We start from the raw sequence: 17517 nt of genomic DNA on the forward strand, positions 1-17517 counted from the left end.
AATAGTGGATCCGTTTGATCCACCCAGTAACAAAACTTCTATGGCAACTATAGCCGAAGTCGTAAAGTATGCTCTTCAAAAGAGCAAAATTTGTGTCATACCCAGCGCGATGAATTAGGGGCGACTGAGTGTTTATGCTAAAATTAGGCTGTATTATTATTTATAGGTGCCATCATTGAGCATTCAAGTTCTTAAAACCTTAGGGGAAGGTCGTCGTTATATGAAGACTTGGCCTATGGTTCGACAACTCAGTTTTTACTTTCCTGAGTATCGTGTTATGCGAGCTACTAAACTTGCTTTGCCGTTAATGCCTTTGTTGGCAATATTAGCGGCTGCGAGCCAGTTATACTTACATGGCTGGAGTTATTTACCCCAGGCGATAACAATCGCGTTATTCTTTATCAGCTTGCCGATTCAAGGCTTACTTTGGTTGGGTTGGCGCTCTCGCCATCCTCTGCCACTTTCATTACTTGATTGGGGCAATCAATTGTCGACCAAGTTAATCCAAATGGGTGTAAATTGCCGACCGCTTGGCGCCAAAGCGTGTTATTTCGATATGGCACTTATATTAAAAGCGGCCTTCGAGCGTTTAGACGCCAGCTATTGGGAAGAGCTGTAGCTCTTGCCATTTTCCCCGCAATATTAATAAACTGCGTTAATACCTAAATTGGTAAAAGTCTGTTTTATCTGTTCCATGGTTTCTTTACTTGGCGGAGAAATATTGTTTAGCTCATATTTCTCACCCATGGCTTCCCACTTATGTTTACCTAGCTCGTGATAAGGGAGTAACTCAACCTTTTCCACGTTAGTCATAGGCTTAATAAATTCTGCTAACCCTTGCGCTGATGGAATGTCGTCGGTATAGCCACCAACCACAACATAGCGGATCCAGGTTTTTTGCCCACGCTTATGCAGGTATTGTGCAAACTGTAGCGTGCGCTGGTTGCTGACATTCGTCAGATCAATATGCTTTGCATCATCAATCTGTTTGATATCTAGCATCACCAAATCTGTGTTATCGAGTAACTCATCGATAATAGGGGTGTGTTTGCGAACAAAACCGTTAGTATCAAGACAGGTATGAATACCTTCTTTTTTACAGGCTTTGAATAGCTCTGCTACGAACTCAGCTTGTAAAATGGCTTCGCCGCCGCTTGCGGTCACACCACCGCCACTGGCTTCAAGAAAAGGTCGATAACTAATGATTTGACTCATTAAGTCATCGACTTTCATTTCTTTACCATCGTGTAAGTCCCAAGTGTCGCGGTTATGGCAGTATAGGCAGCGCATTAAGCAGCCTTGCATAAAGGTGATAAACCGAATGCCCGGGCCATCTACTGTTCCAAAAGATTCGATAGAATGAATCCGACCGATAACTGCCATTTAAACTCCTGTTTAGCTGATGCTGGCTTAGCCTAGCATCAGCTCAATCGACACTTAAGAAAACTTACAGACCTTTAGTAAAGGTACGGGTAATAACGTCTTGCTGTTGCTCTGGTGTTAGCGAGTTAAAACGAACTGCGTAACCAGAAACACGGATAGTTAGCTGTGGATACATATCTGGGTGGATAACTGCATCTTCAAGCATTTCACGGTTCATAACGTTAACGTTTAAGTGTTGACCACCTTCACGTGTTTCGTTGTGAGCAAAGTAACCATCCATAAGCGCTGCTAGGTTAGCCTTACGTGCATCATCATCTTTACCAAGTGCGTTAGGTACGATAGAGAATGTGTAAGAGATACCGTCTTGTGCGTGAGCAAATGGTAGTTTAGCAACAGATGTTAAAGAAGCGATAGCGCCTTTCTCATCACGACCGTGCATTGGGTTAGCACCTGGAGCAAATGGTGCGCCAGAGCGACGACCGTCAGGTGTGTTACCTGTCTTCTTACCGTAAACAACGTTAGAAGTAATGGTTAGAATCGACTGAGTTGGGATCGCGTTACGGTACATCTTCATGTTACGGATCTTAGCCATGAAGCGCTCAACCAATTCAGTTGCGATATCATCAACACGTGGGTCGTTGTTACCGAACTTTGGATAGTCGCCTTCGATGTCGAAGTCTACTGCAATGCCGTTTTCATCACGGATTGGCTTAACTGTTGCGTACTTAATCGCAGCTAGTGAGTCAGCAGTGATAGAAAGACCAGCGATACCACACGCCATAGTACGACGTACGTCTCTGTCGTGAAGTGCCATTAGTGCAGCTTCATAAGAGTACTTGTCGTGCATGAAGTGGATAGCGTTTAGTGCAGACACATACTGTGTTGCTAACCAATCCATCATAGTGTCTAAACGACCCATAACGTCATCGTAGTTCAATACTTCGTCTGTGATTGGCGCAGACTTAGGACCGATTTGAGCGTTAAGTTTTTCGTCAACACCACCGTTGATAGCGTAAAGCATAGTCTTGGCAAGGTTTGCACGCGCGCCGAAGAACTGCATGTGCTTACCAACAACCATTGGGCTTACACAACAAGCGATAGCGTAATCGTCAGAATCGAAATCTGGACGCATTAGGTCATCGTTTTCGTACTGGATAGAGCTAGTATCGATAGATACTTTAGCCGCGTACTTCTTGAAGTTAAGCGGTAATTGCTCAGACCATAGAACCGTGATGTTCGGCTCTGGGCTAGGGCCCATGTTGTATAGAGTGTGTAAGAAACGGAAGCTAGACTTAGTAACCAATGTACGACCGTCAACACCCATACCTGCGATAGACTCAGTCGCCCAGATTGGGTCGCCAGAGAATAACTCATCGTATTCTGGAGTACGTAGGAAACGAACCATACGTAGCTTCATTACGAAATGGTCAACCATTTCTTGAGCTTGTTGCTCAGTGATCACGCCATTTTTGATGTCACGTTCAATGAAGATATCTAGGAAGCTAGAAGTACGACCTAAAGACATTGCCGCGCCATTTTGGCTCTTAACAGCAGCTAGGTAGCCGAAGTAAGTCCACTGGATCGCTTCTTGAGCGCTAGTAGCAGGTAGAGAGATGTCGAAGCCGTAGCTTGCTGCCATCTTCTTCATTTGACCTAGTGCTTTGTGCTGCTCTGCAATTTCTTCACGAAGTTGCATAGTGTAAGACAAGTCAACGCCTGTTTCGAAATCAGCTTGTAAAGAGCTGAATTGAGCGAACTTGTCTGCCATTAGGAAATCAATACCGTATAGCGCGATACGACGGTAGTCACCAATGATACGACCACGGCCGTATGCATCTGGTAAACCAGTCAATACGCCAGACTTACGACAACGCATGATTTCTGGCGTGTAGATGTCAAACACACCTTGGTTGTGTGTTTTACGTAGTTCTGAGTATACGTATTTAACGTCAGCGTCTAGTTCACGGCCGTATGCAGCACAAGAACCTTCAACCATACGAATACCACCGTTTGGCAACATAGCGCGCTTAAGCGGAGCTTCTGTTTGTAGGCCAACGATAGTTTCTAAATCTTTAGTGATGTAACCGGCTTCGTGAGAAGTGATAGTTGATACACGTTTAGTATCAAAATCTACAGGAGCGTGAGTACGGTTCTCTTCCTTGATACCAACCATAACTTTGTCCCAAAGCTCGGTTGTAGCGTCAGTTGCGCCAGCAAGGAAAGACTCGTCGCCTTCATAAGGAGTGTAGTTAGCTTGAATAAAGTCACGCACATTGACTTCAGTTTTCCAATCGCCAGCGGTGAAACCTTCCCACGCGGCTGCAAACTGTTCAGTTTTTTCGGTCATCGTACTATTACCTTCTGTTTGAGATAAGGTTATTGGGTATCGAAATAGGCTCTATAACGAGGCGTGTGATACACCAATAGTAAAGTCTTAAACGCCCCAACAGGCCAAAGGCCTTTATAACGCTTGGTGCGTTTTCGAAGTGATTTCACTTCATATAATCTGTTTGGTTTGTAAGTCTTTCATTCCCCAGCACTCATCTCTGGCTGAAGATTAAAATTGGTAAGACCAATTAACCATGAATATATTAGCATAAGCTCGAATGCACTGCACTTAAATCAAGTTCCAATTCGCATTAGAAATGCAAAAACTGTTACCAAGGTAGCACTTTTTGAACGATTGGTGCTTAATCAGTCTTCGCTTAATTGGCTGTTACTAAAATTGGTCTGATTTTCGCAGGTTAGCTGTCAATTCGTTCTATTGCCTTTATTAACGCGCTAGAGATGGCTTAATGCTAAAGTCGTAACCCGCATTTAACATCTAGCAATATAGTTAACCAATAAGACTGCGTTGTGAATTATAGATGAAATATACCGCAGGTTATTATTGTTGTTTTCAGGCGACAAGCTTTGGTGAAAAACTTTACATATTGAGGTTGTGTATAATGAGGGCGTCTCGCGCTGGCTTAGAGCTGGCGTCACCAAGCTCGAGTTTCACGGGGTCTAGCGCGGTAAGCCTACTTATTGACGGTATGGCTAGAGCGAGTCGGCATCGCTTACATGATTCAACTTAGCTTGTTAAGTTGGCAGCTAGCGGCAATTTTCCTCCAACGTTTGCTTGTGGATTAAGCGCGCTTTTCAAGCAGGGGCTCTGACATTACCTGCCTCTTTGTGATGCACTCTAGTGCTTGGTTCATTGTAGGGGTAATCTTGAGTAGTAGATGGGCCATCCTATGGCGCAAGTAATTAATTTGACTAATATCTAAACCAGCCATGGTCTACCTGTATAGCCCGATTGACGCTAAAGTTATTGGATATTTGCATAACTGATAAGGTGGCGGGGTTGAGGCCATAAGTTGGTTTTCTGAGCCGGAACCTCAGTGATGTTATACAGACAAAATGGTCGCGTGAGAGCAATAAAACCAGTAAGAATTAGATCTAGATTAAACTATGATTATATTTCGCTATATTAGTAAGGCGTTTTTAATGCCTTTAGATTACAGCTATGTTATCTTGTTTTACTTAAATTAAAATTGGTATGACCAATTTACCTATTGGTTTCTAGACTTGATTTTTACTCATTGATTTTATTAGGCTGTTTTCTAAGTTAATTTTAGTAGTAAATCACTGATGATTACTGTTGTTGTGGAGAAAGTTTATGTTAGTTGTATTCGGTTTTGACAGAAGTTGTGGCGCTAGGTGGGCTAAATGACTGTGAGTAATCAAGCTAATCAAAGCGTGCAGACAGCGGCTGCAGCTAAAGTGAATTTAGTCGAGCAAGCTGCGAGTTATGGCGCAGAAAAAGTAACCAAGTCTAAGAAACAGTCTTTTGGATTGGCGATTTTTGCTGGTGCATTTATTGCTCTAGCTTTCGTTTTTTATATTACAGTCACTACTGGTAGCCAAGGCTCTTGGGGTTTAACTCGCTTTATTGGCGGTTTGGCTTTCAGCTTAGGCCTTATTTTAGTCGTTGTATGTGGTGGCGAATTATTTACCAGTACCGTGCTTAGCAGTGTTGCTTGGGCGCAGAAAAAGGTTAACACCTTGGCGGTAATGAAGTGCTGGGCTCGTGTATATGCGGGCAACTTTGTTGGCGCTATGCTGATGGTACTGCTTATTTCTCTGGCGGGAATGTATCAGCTTGACGGCGGTCGTTGGGGATTAAGCGCGCTTAACATCGCGCAGCATAAGCTTCACCACAGCTGGACCCAAGCCTTTGTATTAGGCATTTTATGTAACATGATGGTGTGCTTGGGCGTTTGGATGACATTCGCAACCAAAGACGTACTGACTAAAGTTGTGTTGCTAATGCTGCCTGTTGCTATGTTTGTTAGTAGCGGTTTTGAACACAGCATCGCCAATATGTTTATGGTGCCATTAGGGATCACTATTCAGCAATTTGCCGATCCAGCTTGGTTTGAGGCGTTAAATATAAGCCGCGATAAGTTTGCCGATTTGACCGTGATGAATTTTGTGGTGAATAACCTTATTCCTGTCACGCTAGGTAATATCGTGGGTGGCGGTGTGTTTGTCGGATTAGGTTATTGGCTTGTTGATAACGCTGGGCAAAAGCCTGCGGCAACAGAGGCTGTCGAGCAACCTGTGGACGCTGGTACTAAACTAGACAACTAAGTTTTGCCTTAGTAGCAATAGTGCTAGATTAATGTATACGATAAAGCAGCTCTTTTTATGGGCTGCTTTTTGTTTTAGCAGTCTTTTAGAACTGCCGTCCTGTTGGCTAATTAACTGCGATAAGAGCATACCACCACGTAATCATGTGTACGTCATACTTTTCGCCCAAGGTTTTGACTGCAGTTGGTAACACAGTCAATATTGATTAAAGTTTGCAGGTTCATTCCTGCTTTATTATTTGTTACGGCCTTTCATATATGAGCTTGCTATCCAAAATCTCATTAACCCTCACGTTTAGTTATTTTTTTCTGTGGTGCTTTGGCCCTTTAGTGCTTCAAGAGCAGGGCAATTGGTTTGGCTTGCCGTTATGGTTTTGGTTTTCATGCATTGGTGCGCCAATATTCGTGATAGTGAGTCTTAGCTTTTTGCTTACGCGGGTTGTGGAACAGGTAAGTAAAGATAATGACTAGTTTGATCCCAGTATTAGTTTATTTGGCCTTAAGCCTCGTGATTACCCGAGTTTGGAGTGCTAGGCAAGCAAAGCAATCTCAACAATTTTGTGAAGATAAAGCTAAGCGATTTTTTATCGGTGGTGCCTTTTTGAGTGGACCTCTGTTGGCGCTGACTTTAGTCGCAACCTACACCAGTGCGGGTTCGTTTATTGGCGGTCCTGGAGCGGCTTATAAATACGGTTTGGGCTGGGTTTGGCTAGCGGTTATTCAGGTGCCAGTGGTGATATTAACTTTGGGCGTTTTAGGGCCGAAGTTTTTAGCGCAAAAACGGCAATACAGCACGATAATCGAATGGCTAGATAGCCGCTATAACAATAGGCTGTTGAGCAATATTGCTATGTTTAGCTTAGTGGTTGGTTTCGTGGCTATGATAGCGGTGCAGTTTATTGGTGGCGCACGGTTGCTTGCTGGTGTTACCGGGATCAGTTATGAGCTTGGGCTTGCTGTGTTTGTGTTTACCGTGCTGGCGTATACCTTAACTGGCGGCTTTCGTGCTGTTGTATTGACTGATGCACTGCAAGGTATCGTGATGCTAATAGGGCTGATGGTTTTATTGGTGGTCATCCTTATGCAGCCTGATCTTGGCAGCAAACTTGCTGCAGAGACCGCAACTACTCCTGAGTTACTAAGCCCACATGGTGTTGGTGGTGGGTTAGGGTGGCCAATGATGCTGTCTTTTTGGGTTCTCATTTGCTTTGGCACTATGGGCTTACCCCATACCATTGTTAGGTTGCTAGCGGTTAAAGATAAGCAATCATTAAAGCGCGGTATGATTTGGGGAACATTAATTTGTTTCTTAATGACTTTAATTCCGCACCTTTGTGGTTTTTTAGGTCGGATTATCTTTCCTGACTTAGCGATCCCTGATCAGATCATGCCTAGGCTAATTGCGCAGTTGATGACCCCTTTTGGAGCAGGCATTCTACTGGCAGCACCCATAGCAGCGGTTATGTCATCGGTCGATTCTATGCTACTGCAATCAGCGGTGAGTATCGTGCGAGACGGTATTGTAAAAAAACGGCCAAATATGGGCGCGACTCAGCAAGTTAGATTAACTCAGCTGATGATGATAGTGATCACCGCGCTCGCTTGTTTTTGGGCGGTTAAACCACCCGATATGATAGTGTGGATAAACCTAGCTGCTTTTGGCGCGCTACAAGCAGTATTTTTATGGCCGATTCTAGCAGGACTATTTTTCCCGAGCGTTGGCGGAAAAACTGCACTTATTGCCATGTGCAGCGGCATGGTTAGTTACTTACTGCTGCAACTGCAAATTCCTCTACAAGCCGGAGTCCACCCGATTGTCCCCGCGTTAGTGATTTCGCTACTTATGTTGCTGCTAAGCCACTTTATTAGCCAAACACGGGTAAAAAGAGCCATTTCTAGCCATTAGCACTGCTTTTCTGTGGCAATTGCTCAGTAAAACACTCTTTTTTGCAACTGCAATGTTATTGCTTAATGTGAGTTGTAGCTAAAGAGGTTAACCCCGCGCTGGTCAAGGGCTAAGCATTGGTTTATATTTGCCGCCATATAATAATAAAATGGTGGCAATATGGACCCTGTTAGCCCTTCAAATACTGCAGTTAATCAAGCGGTTAATCCAAGCTTGACGTGGAAGATGCCAGACACGTTAGTGATTATCTTTTTTGTCGCAATCGCGGCCGCTATCCTTACTTATTTTGTGCCTATTGGTTCTTTTCAAACCCAAGATATCACTTATGTTGTTGATGGGGTTGAAAAGAGCAGAAGCGTGATAGATCCCAACTCTTTTGCTTATGAAGTTGATGATGCTGGGCAGCCGGTGTTGCAGCCTGTCGCATTGTTTGAAGGTCATGGTGGTGTGGGCTTTTTTAACTTTGCCTTTGAAGGTTTGGTATCTGGCTCTAAATGGGGCAGTGCGATTGGTGTGATCATGTTTATGTTAGTCATCGGTGGTGCTTTTGGCATTGTGATGGCAACCGGAACCATAGATAACGGCATATTAAAACTGATTGATGTCACACGAGGAAAAGAGGGGCTGTTTATACCGGTTATCTTCATCCTGTTTTCGTTAGGCGGTGCAGTATTTGGCATGGGCGAGGAGGCCATCGCATTTGCGATTATTATTTGTCCACTGATGATTCGTTTAGGCTATGACGGTATAACAACTGTTATGGTGACCTATGTGGCAACCCAGATAGGCTTTGCATCGTCCTGGATGAACCCTTTTAGTGTTGCTATTGCTCAAGGCATTGCGGGAGTGCCAGTACTTTCTGGCTCTGGTGTTCGCTTTATTATGTGGACAGGCTTTACCTTAATGGGGCTGATATTTACTTTGCGCTATGGCGCTAAAGTGAAGGCTAATCCGCAGTATTCTTTTAGTTATCACAGCGATAGTTACTTTAGAGAAAATCAAAAAGAAGCCAAGCTTGATAGTCGTTTTAATCTCGGCGATATTCTAGTGCTGCTGACTATTTTTGCTACGGTTGCGTGGATCATTTGGGGCGTGGTTACCCAAGCCTGGTTTATTCCCGAGATTGCCAGTCAATTTTTCACTATGGGGATTGTTGTCGGTATTATTAGTGTGGTGTTTAAACTCAATAAAATGGATGTTAATAAAGTTGCCAGTAGCTTTAAGCAGGGCGCAGCAACCATGTTGGAGCCTGCAGTGCTTGTTGGTTGCGCTTCCGGTATTTTGCTTTTACTCGGTGGAGGAGACGCAGCTAACCCAAGCGTACTGAATACCATTTTAAGTAAAGCGGGTGAATTTATTGGTCAGTTGCCCAGCGTAATGTCTGCTTGGTTTATGTATGTGTTCCAGTCAGTGTTTAATTTCTTTGTCACCTCAGGTTCTGGTCAAGCTGCACTCACTATGCCTTTGATGGCACCACTGGCCGATCTGGTGGGGGTTACACGTCAAGTTTCGGTGTTAGCTTTTCAGCTCGGTGATGGCTTTACCAACATTTTAGTGCCAACTTCAGCTTCTTTAATGGCAACCTTAGGTGTATGCCGCGTTGATTGGGGCCAATGGCTTAAGTTTATTTGGCGCTTTATGTTAGCGCTATTTACAGTTTCAAGCGCAATTGTGATTGGCGCGCATTACTTTGGCTTTAGCTAGCAATAAACTAAGGCATAAGAGCAGATATTTTCAGATCGCTAAGCTCCCTTTATTGGGAGCTTTTTATTAGGCTTTTAATCATTTGCACATCAATAATCGCTTGCCTAAGCCTTTTCCATAAATGCTGGGACAAAGATATAGCTTGCTAAGCTCAATAGTGTCAGATGAATTTAGTTTCAGAAAGTAGGATAAAAAGCCTACAACTTGGTTTTGAGTTACAGCGACATATATCGTCTCAGCGTTTGTCTCAATTGTTTGTCGCCACTCGGCTTTTCTTTTGCTTACCGTGTAACTATCAATGTAGCCTTTAGGCATTAGGCCATCAAAGGCTGATTGCCAAGAGCTTACATGTATATTGGCGATATCTGATATGTCTTCAATAGTGGCTGGTCTTATTTGAAATTCCATTTCAATCCTTGGTTTTTTTTAAGCAATGAAATTAGTGCTGTGGCTTATATAGATTGGTATCACTTGATAGATAATTTTAACAGATACAAAAAAACGGCACCCTAAGGTGCCGTTAATACAATCATTTTATTTTAGATTCAGTGAGTCTAGCTTAGAACTTCACTTCACCTTCAATAAAGTACTCTTGACCGCGAGCATTGTAGATCCCACGTGGGTAGTGTGGCCACTGAGTATCAGTTGGGTCAAAGTTTGGACCCGCATCAAACAAGTTGATAATACCGGCTTTTAGCTTGATAGACTCAGAGATAGTGTAGCCTGCAGTTAGGTTCCACTTAGTCTGTGATGCAACTTCATGATCTTCTTCAATGAATACATCGCCATTTGCTTCAGCAGCTTCTTTGAAAGACTTGTACTGAACACCGTGCATACGTGCAGTGTGGTAAGCACCTAACGTCGCTTCAAAGTCTTCGATAAAGTAACCTAGGATTAAGTTTGCGCGGTACTGAGGTAGACCGCCGTTCTCGATATCATCTTCAACAGGGTCAGTTGATGTTAACTGGTACTCAGAGTTTAGAATGTAAGTACCGCTAAAGTTAAGCTTAAGCTCACCATAGCTGTTTAGATCCCAAGTGTAGCCCGCAGTTAAATCTAAACCGCGAACTTTTTGATACGCTAAGTTTTGTGCTACCGCGTTAACATGAGTAATTGTGCCTTGGTCGTCACGAGTGATCATGTCTTCATAAAGCTCCCAATCACGAGCAGCTTGTGAAGCACTGATATCGCTAACCATGTCATCAAGTTTCCATTCCCATAAGTCGAATGAAGCGTCAAATGCATCGCCGCCCCATACTGCACCTATGTTAGCGGTATAGCCTGTTTCTGCATCTAGGTCTTCATTGGCACCGGTTGTGGTATCAATATGCAGTTCGTTACATACAGCGTTTAACTGTTCATCAGGGTAAACTGTACCTGGTGTTCCGCCCATTGCTGCACACTGTTTAAAGTCGATAACAGTTGTGAAACCATCGGTTGGGTCGCCATATACACGATGCATATCAGGTGCACGGAATACCGAGCTCCAAGAACCACGAACAAGTAGTTCACGAACAGGACGGTATTCTACCGCTATCTGTGGTGAAAGGTTGCCACCAAAGTTGTCGTAGTGGTCGTAACGTAATGCTGCATCAATATTTAAGTCATCAAGAATTGGGAAGCTAACTTCGGCATATGTTGCCCAGTTCTTACGCTCACCGGCACCTGATGAACCACCTTTACCTAAGATGTTACCGTTCTTAGACTCTGAATCTGAATCTGTTTCATAGTCTTGAATTGTGTATTCAGCACCAAATGCGAACATGGCATCGCCAGCGTCCATCTCAAATAGTGAGCCAGTGATGTTAGCCTGTACGTTCTTTTGAGTTGACTGAGCACGCTCGAATGAGCTGTAAGAGGCTTTTTCAGCATCTTCTGGAGACATGTTCTCAAGCAGTGAGTTACCGTTTTCACCTGCAGTGATGTAGTTAAACATGCCGCCAACAGTCGCGTTACCGCTGCCGAATACATCTACGCTTGTGCGGCCGTAGTTAACTGACGCGTCCCAGTTATACTCGTCAGCAATTAAGCCTTCTAAACCAGCTGTAAAGAAGTAGTTGCGGGTTTTAGTTTCAGTTGAACGGTGCCCAAGCTCATGTAGACGACGTGCGTAGTAATATGAACCATCTTCTGCATTAGCAAAATCTCCGCCAAGACCTGTGTCTTTGTCAAAGTCTTTGCTCATGTACTTGTCGCTACCAGCTTGGCCATAACTTACGGTCAACTTGTCACCATCGACAGTGATGTCATAATCATCGATTGCTGAAGGCTCAATGTTAGTAATTGATTTTGCTTCTGCAAAATCTAGGCGACCCACAAAACTCATATCTTCAGCAAGTTCATAGTTGAAGTTGGTTGAGCTGATAAAACGTGTGCTTTCCGGTTGAAGATCACGCCATGCAGAGCGGTCAAAACCACAAACATTACGAGCTTCATCCCACAGGAAACCACCATCAGTACATTCTTGTGGGCTTAGTTGGCGCGCACCTTCACCTGTGCCGGCAATTCTGGCACCGTATGAACTATATTGAGAGTATTGGCTATGTGGTACTTTGTCAGTATGTAGACCAAAGTTATCTCTATCAGTAGCTAAAAGAGACTGGTTATCGGTAAACTCGATAAAGCTTGATACGTTACCTTTGTCAGATGAAGCACCTAATGATAGTGAAATACGGTCATTTGCACCGCCACCGTTAGTGGTATCGCCATGGCGATATTTAACTGCAACACCTTCAAAATCTTTCTTCAAAATGATGTTAATTACCCCACCTACTGCGTCAGCACCGTAAATGGCTGAACCACCTGATTGGAGGATTTCGATACGTTGTACGGCTTCCATTGGCAGGTTAGCTGTATCAACAAAGTTGTCAGTGCCGCCAGCAGGTTTTGGATACTGGTTTAAACGTTTGCCGTTAATTAGCGTAAGGGTACGGTTAGCGCCTGCACCACGTAAGCTAATTGAAGAGGCTGCAGGTGTAAAACCGTGCACAGATTGAGTGGTCATGGCACCAGTTGTTGATGTTAGACTCTCTAGTGCATCTTGAACGCTTGTAAAGCCTTGTTTAGCCATTTCATCAGCACTTAATACAGTGACTGGTGTGGCTGTTTCCATATCGCTACGTTGGATACGTGAACCTGTTACCTGAATACGTTCAACGTTCTCATCATCTGCTGCAAGTACTACTGGCGAGCTTAGTGCTGCTGTCGCGGCACCAGTGGCTAACGCAAAGCGAATCGCTTTGGCCAATCTTGAGTTAAGTGGCATATCATTACTCCCTTGGAACTTAATATAGTTATTTTTATTTAGGTTCTACTTCTTAAGAACTTGTAGATATATGTTAAGAAGAAGTCTCTGGGGATGGATGAAAGCACAAGCTAGTAACTGGGGCAACATGCTATTTACAGCTGTTGTATTTGTTAGTAAATGCTAATAAAAATAGATTGTTGCCTGGTTGTGGTTTTTGTGTTTATTTTGGGAGAGTAACTCTCGATACTTGTTTGTCGATCGAGTGGTTTGTTTTTATTTTGTTTTATTTTGCGGCTGTGAATGGCTTTTTGTTGTGACTTTTGTGTTGCTGGTTTGTGCTTTGTGTGTTTTATTAACCCTATGTGTATACAGCTGTTAATTGTAATGTGTAAAAAACCTAATATGTGAACTTTGTCACGTATCGGGTTTTGAGTGTTAAGTGGGATGCTGCTGGATTAGGACAAGATGATAAGTTCTAGATGATCTCTTAGCTTTTGTTAACGAAGCCATTGCTGATTCAAAATACTCGTTTTGTAGTGAGTAAGGTATTTCACTGCAACATAACTCACTACAAGTGTAGCGACAATCAGCTCTACTTTAGCTGTTATTAATAGGTCCGCTGACACATTGCTGGCGCCGAATGTAGCGACTATCCAGTTAACGGTTTTAAACAATGCGGTTGCACCAATCACCATAGGGAAGGTAAACGCTGCATACCCTGGTGAAAACGGTAGTTTAAGCAAGTGAAAAAAAGCTAAGTAAATAACACTTGTCATCAATAGCGCTAAAGTGAGCAGCACACCTACAATAATCAGTGATGGTTGTGAAGTCATGGTTAAGTAGCCTGCAAGAGATAAACTCGCTGGCGCCGCCATAATCGCAATGGTAGGTTTAGCGGCATCTGCAATCGGTTCACAAAAGATTAAACGGTATAACATGATGGGTAGCATCACTAAGTAGCTCACCATACCGAACATCAAAATAGCATCTGCTAGCCATTGGTACTGCATCTCTGAACCGTGTGGGAACGAAACTGCTGCAACAATGATGCCGATAGGGGGAACAAACCAGCTTGGCACCATATGCTCGAGTTTAAAATCGATAGCACGATAATAAATAAACATGCTTAAAAAGCCGATATGGATTGCAATCGCGGTTAACCATAAAGCGACGCCGATAGCGTGATTAAATTGTCCTAGCGCAGCTGACACCACCATTAACCCCATCGCAAAAGTTGGAATGACACTGCCAACAACTGGGTGGGTAAGTTCTTCGATAAGTACTTTTGGATGAAGGACAAATTTAGCCACTAACATTAGCAACATTAGACCAGCAATTGATGCGCCGATGAGTTGGCCTTGGCCATTCAAGCCTGGCACCATGCTTTCCCACGCCCAACCAAGACTCGCAATGGCTAAAGCTAAGCCGGCCATAGGGCTAGGTAGACGTGAAACGCGGTGTCTAAGTGTGTGCTTATTTGTGTTGCTCATAATCAAATCCTTCTAACAATCTTTATGCCTTTACTTTAACGTCATCAATTCTTAATTAAAATTGAAGTTAAGTTAACCTTAACTTCAATTAAATTGAGTGTTAATTGGTTAAATCAGATTGCTTGAATTTATGGTTTACGTTTACAGCGTAAAAGGGTATGTCCAAGACCGATATTATCTATGTCTTCATCAACGAATAGCCCTGCTTGACTGATGAGTTTGAGCAAGGTTTTACTGTGGTACATGCGGCTATTACCATTGGCGATAGCAGTAAAATATAGCGAGGTTGCATTGACGCAAAATGCGCCGGCCTCAAATGGTTGACGATCCCAAAAGGTTTCTAAAATACACAGCTCACTATCAGGTTTCATTACCGCGGCAGCGCGTTTTAATATGCTGAGGATCTCTGATTCTGAGAAACAATCAAGAAATTGACTCATCCAATATAAGTCACCTTGCTCACAAAAAGGTTTTTGTTCATCTAATAGATCGGTAACAAATGCGTGCACTCGCTCGGCAACGCCTGCATTGGCAGCATTTTCCATGGCTACGTTTAGCTGGCCTGGCAAATCCATAATGGTGACTTGGACTTGATTGTCGAAGCCGGTACAGGCGAGAGCCCATTTACCAGTATTACCACCTACGTCTACGATATGCTTAGGTTTTTCTTGAAAGATTAACGGCAGTAGTGACTCAAAAGCATGATCTGAATAGTAGTGATCAAATTCAAACCAACTCTTTTTAATCTCTTCAGGTAACTGACTTAAGCCCGGATAAATAGTCGGCCAATCACCGAGTGACTTAAGCCCTTTAGGTTTGCCTTCGAGTAAAGAGGCTTCAAGTTCAAATAAACCTTGGTAACAAACGTCATGAGTAAAATTTAAATTGGTTTTAGCCATATCGTCATGCAGTAAGAAATGACCAATTTTGTCGAGTACATAAGCCTCATCTTTAAGGTAAAGCAAGCCCATGCTTAGCCCCATATCAATCAATACACCGACAGCATATTCTGACAACTCACTGTGTTGCGCTAACGTTGGCAACTGACAGCCATTTTCACCGTGATCTGAGATGATCTGCAGTAAATTAAACTTTAAAAGGCAGCGAGCAACTTGAAAGCTGATTGGGGCGAAAGCAATTTTTTGAGCTTCAAATTTTGCATCAAAAGCGCTAATGGAAAGAGGTGAGCGATAAAAGGACATAAGTTACTCGAGATAAGCGGTGACATAATTAGTGAGGCGCGCATTCTACATGTTACAGTTTGCTTATTGTTTGAACTTGATCTGACTTCAGCGGGTTGAATTCTATATTACTGGTGTCTAATCGGTCTTTATAGGGCTAAAAAGTCTCGTTTTCACTAAAGGAAGCTATTTATGCTGGACGCATTGACCTATGTAGGTCGGCAATCAAATCGTAGCGATGGGCAAGCCCGTAGAGTAGAGATCTTAGAGGCCACTTTGCGGCTTATCGTTAAAGAGGGCATTCGCGGAGTACGACATCGCGCTGTCGCCAGTGAGGCATCGGTGCCGTTATCTTCAACAACCTATTACTTTGATGACATTAAAGATCTCATTAGTGACTCATTAACGTATTTCGCTGAGAAGACGTTATGGATGAACAAGGCGTTAGAGCAGAAAAGCTATGCTTTGGTTGAGAGTGTCTTACTTGAAAAACAAAATGGCAACTCACAAGCGTTAACGCATTTTATTATCGCCCATTTAAGTCAGTTTATTTGTGAACATATTAAAGAGCAGTTGCAGCATAAAGATGACCGCATACTTGAGGCTGCTTTTCATGAAGAGGCATTACGAAATCCTCAGTTGGCTGCGGCAATAACCGCTTTGGATAATAGCTTTCTAGACAGTATTACTGCTTTCTTTACCGCTTTAGGCTCAACGTCGGCGAATAGTGATGCTCATCAACTGCTGGCTATAATTAAGTTTCTTGAGTATCAATATCTTATTAGAAGTGAAATTGATGAAACTGAATTATTCGATATTATTAGCTCGACAGTTGGACATATCGTTAACGCCTTGGAGTTAAGTTAAGCGCTGAAAAAGAATCGTCTTATACTGATTGGTATAGCTAAACGACTCAAAATAGCGAATAGCCAATAAAAAACCCAAGCATTTGCTTGGGTTTTGTTGTTTAGCATACGTTAATTACTGAACGTTTTCAGCGTCGCTAAATTGACCTTGGAATAGTGCAGATGATAAATAACGCTCTGCAGCTGATGGCAAAATAACAACAATGTTCTTGCCTTCAAATTCAGGTAATGCTGCGATGCGGTTAGCTGCAACAACTGCGGCGCCTGAAGAAATACCGACTAAGATACCTTCTTCTTTCATTAAACGTTGAGCCATTTCAATTGACTCTTCATTCGTCACAGCTTCTACGCGGTCAACTAGATTCAAATCTAAGTTACCTGGGATGAAACCTGCGCCAATACCTTGGATCTTATGTGGTCCTGGTTGCACGGTTTGCCCTGAAAGTGTTTGCTGAATAACCGGAGAATCTACTGGCTCAACCGCTACAGAGGTAATCGCTTTACCCTGTGTATTTTTAATATAGCGGCTTACACCTGTAATAGTACCACCGGTGCCAACACCAGCTACAACAACATCAACTTCACCATCGGTGTCGTTCCAGATCTCTGGGCCAGTTGTTTTTTCATGAATTTCTGGGTTAGCAGGGTTATTGAACTGCTGTAGCAACACATACTTTTCTGGTGCAGACTGGCGAATTTCTTCAGCCTTATCAATCGCACCTTTCATGCCTTTAGCGCCTTCGGTTAGCACTAGGTTTGCACCTAAGGCCTTAAGCAGCTTTCTACGCTCTAAACTCATGGTGTTAGGCATGGTTAGCGTTAGTTTATATCCACGAGCTGCCGCAACATATGCCAGTGCGATACCTGTGTTGCCAGATGTTGGCTCAATAAGTTCTTGGTCTTGGGTTAAGGTGCCTTTCTTTTCGGCATCCCAAATCATGTTTGCGCCAATGCGGCATTTTATGCTGAAACTTGGGTTACGTGCTTCAACTTTAGCAAGCACCTTACCGTTACTGACACGATTAAGACGGACAAGAGGGGTATTACCAATCGTTTGTGAATTATCTTCAAAAATTTTGCTCATGGGTTGCTTGCTCCTTTAAATG

Annotated in this window: 13 protein-coding genes; 6 read left to right on the forward strand and 7 right to left on the reverse strand. The window is 43.2% G+C overall.

The window, feature by feature from the left end; translation table 11 throughout:
* Positions 1–175: 175 nt before the first annotated feature.
* Positions 176–619 carry a terminus macrodomain insulation protein YfbV gene (yfbV, locus tag L2748_RS13470; protein WP_220782487.1) on the forward strand — a complete coding sequence of 148 codons (444 nt, stop codon included), beginning with the start codon at positions 176–178 and terminating at the stop codon, positions 617–619.
* Positions 620–642: 23 nt separating this feature from the next.
* Here the strand turns inward: yfbV and pflA are convergent, their stop codons facing one another.
* Both pflA and pflB read right to left on the reverse strand, forming a co-directional pair.
* The gene (gene pflA / locus L2748_RS13475; protein WP_220782486.1) at positions 643–1383 is read right to left on the reverse strand and encodes a pyruvate formate lyase 1-activating protein; all 741 of its coding nucleotides are present in this window, start codon (positions 1381–1383) and stop codon (positions 643–645) included.
* A gap of 64 nt (positions 1384–1447) precedes the next feature.
* Positions 1448–3730 (reverse strand): formate C-acetyltransferase, encoded by a 2283-nt coding sequence (pflB, locus tag L2748_RS13480; protein WP_220782485.1) that lies wholly within the window; start codon positions 3728–3730, stop codon positions 1448–1450.
* A 1364-nt stretch (positions 3731–5094) separates the two neighbouring features.
* Between pflB and focA the strand changes: the two genes are divergently transcribed.
* The 4 genes from focA (at position 5095) to yfcC (ending at position 9627) form a co-directional block, all read left to right on the forward strand.
* Positions 5095–6018, forward strand: coding sequence for a formate transporter FocA (gene focA, locus L2748_RS13485; RefSeq protein WP_220781762.1), 924 nt, complete (start codon positions 5095–5097; stop codon positions 6016–6018).
* A gap of 257 nt (positions 6019–6275) precedes the next feature.
* Positions 6276–6488, forward strand: a complete 213-nt coding sequence (locus L2748_RS13490) for a DUF997 family protein (RefSeq protein WP_220781763.1) — start codon at positions 6276–6278, stop codon at positions 6486–6488.
* Entirely contained in the window at positions 6481–7923 is a 1443-nt protein-coding gene (gene panF / locus L2748_RS13495; RefSeq protein WP_220781764.1) for a sodium/pantothenate symporter, read from the forward strand. Before L2748_RS13490 ends, panF begins: the two co-directional genes overlap by 8 nt.
* Before the next feature lie 159 nt (positions 7924–8082).
* The gene (gene yfcC / locus L2748_RS13500) at positions 8083–9627 is read left to right on the forward strand and encodes a putative basic amino acid antiporter YfcC (RefSeq protein WP_220781765.1); all 1545 of its coding nucleotides are present in this window, start codon (positions 8083–8085) and stop codon (positions 9625–9627) included.
* Positions 9628–9705: 78 nt separating this feature from the next.
* On the opposite strand, the gene L2748_RS13505 is transcribed toward yfcC, so the two are convergent.
* The 4 genes from L2748_RS13505 to L2748_RS13520 all read right to left on the reverse strand — a co-directional run bounded on the left by L2748_RS13505 (position 9706) and on the right by L2748_RS13520 (position 15566).
* Complete coding sequence (locus L2748_RS13505; RefSeq protein WP_220781766.1) at positions 9706–10035, reverse strand: GNAT family N-acetyltransferase; 330 nt, start codon at positions 10033–10035, stop codon at positions 9706–9708.
* A gap of 151 nt (positions 10036–10186) precedes the next feature.
* Positions 10187–12892: a TonB-dependent receptor plug domain-containing protein gene (locus L2748_RS13510; protein ID WP_220781767.1), complete on the reverse strand. Its 2706-nt coding sequence runs from the start codon at positions 12890–12892 to the stop codon at positions 10187–10189.
* A gap of 479 nt (positions 12893–13371) precedes the next feature.
* Positions 13372–14364 (reverse strand): TDT family transporter, encoded by a 993-nt coding sequence (locus L2748_RS13515; protein WP_220781768.1) that lies wholly within the window; start codon positions 14362–14364, stop codon positions 13372–13374.
* Between the two features lie 128 nt (positions 14365–14492).
* Positions 14493–15566 (reverse strand): methyltransferase, encoded by a 1074-nt coding sequence (locus tag L2748_RS13520; protein ID WP_220781769.1) that lies wholly within the window; start codon positions 15564–15566, stop codon positions 14493–14495.
* 171 nt (positions 15567–15737) lie between these two features.
* On the opposite strand from L2748_RS13520, the gene L2748_RS13525 reads away from it, so the two are divergent.
* Positions 15738–16412, forward strand: coding sequence for a TetR/AcrR family transcriptional regulator (locus tag L2748_RS13525; RefSeq protein WP_220781770.1), 675 nt, complete (start codon positions 15738–15740; stop codon positions 16410–16412).
* A gap of 114 nt (positions 16413–16526) precedes the next feature.
* Here the strand turns inward: L2748_RS13525 and cysK are convergent, their stop codons facing one another.
* Positions 16527–17495 carry a cysteine synthase A gene (gene cysK / locus L2748_RS13530; RefSeq protein ID WP_220781771.1) on the reverse strand — a complete coding sequence of 323 codons (969 nt, stop codon included), beginning with the start codon at positions 17493–17495 and terminating at the stop codon, positions 16527–16529.
* Positions 17496–17517 lie beyond the last annotated feature (22 nt).

The organism is Shewanella sairae, assembly GCF_023283535.1.
Lineage (GTDB): Bacteria > Pseudomonadota > Gammaproteobacteria > Enterobacterales > Shewanellaceae > Shewanella > Shewanella sairae.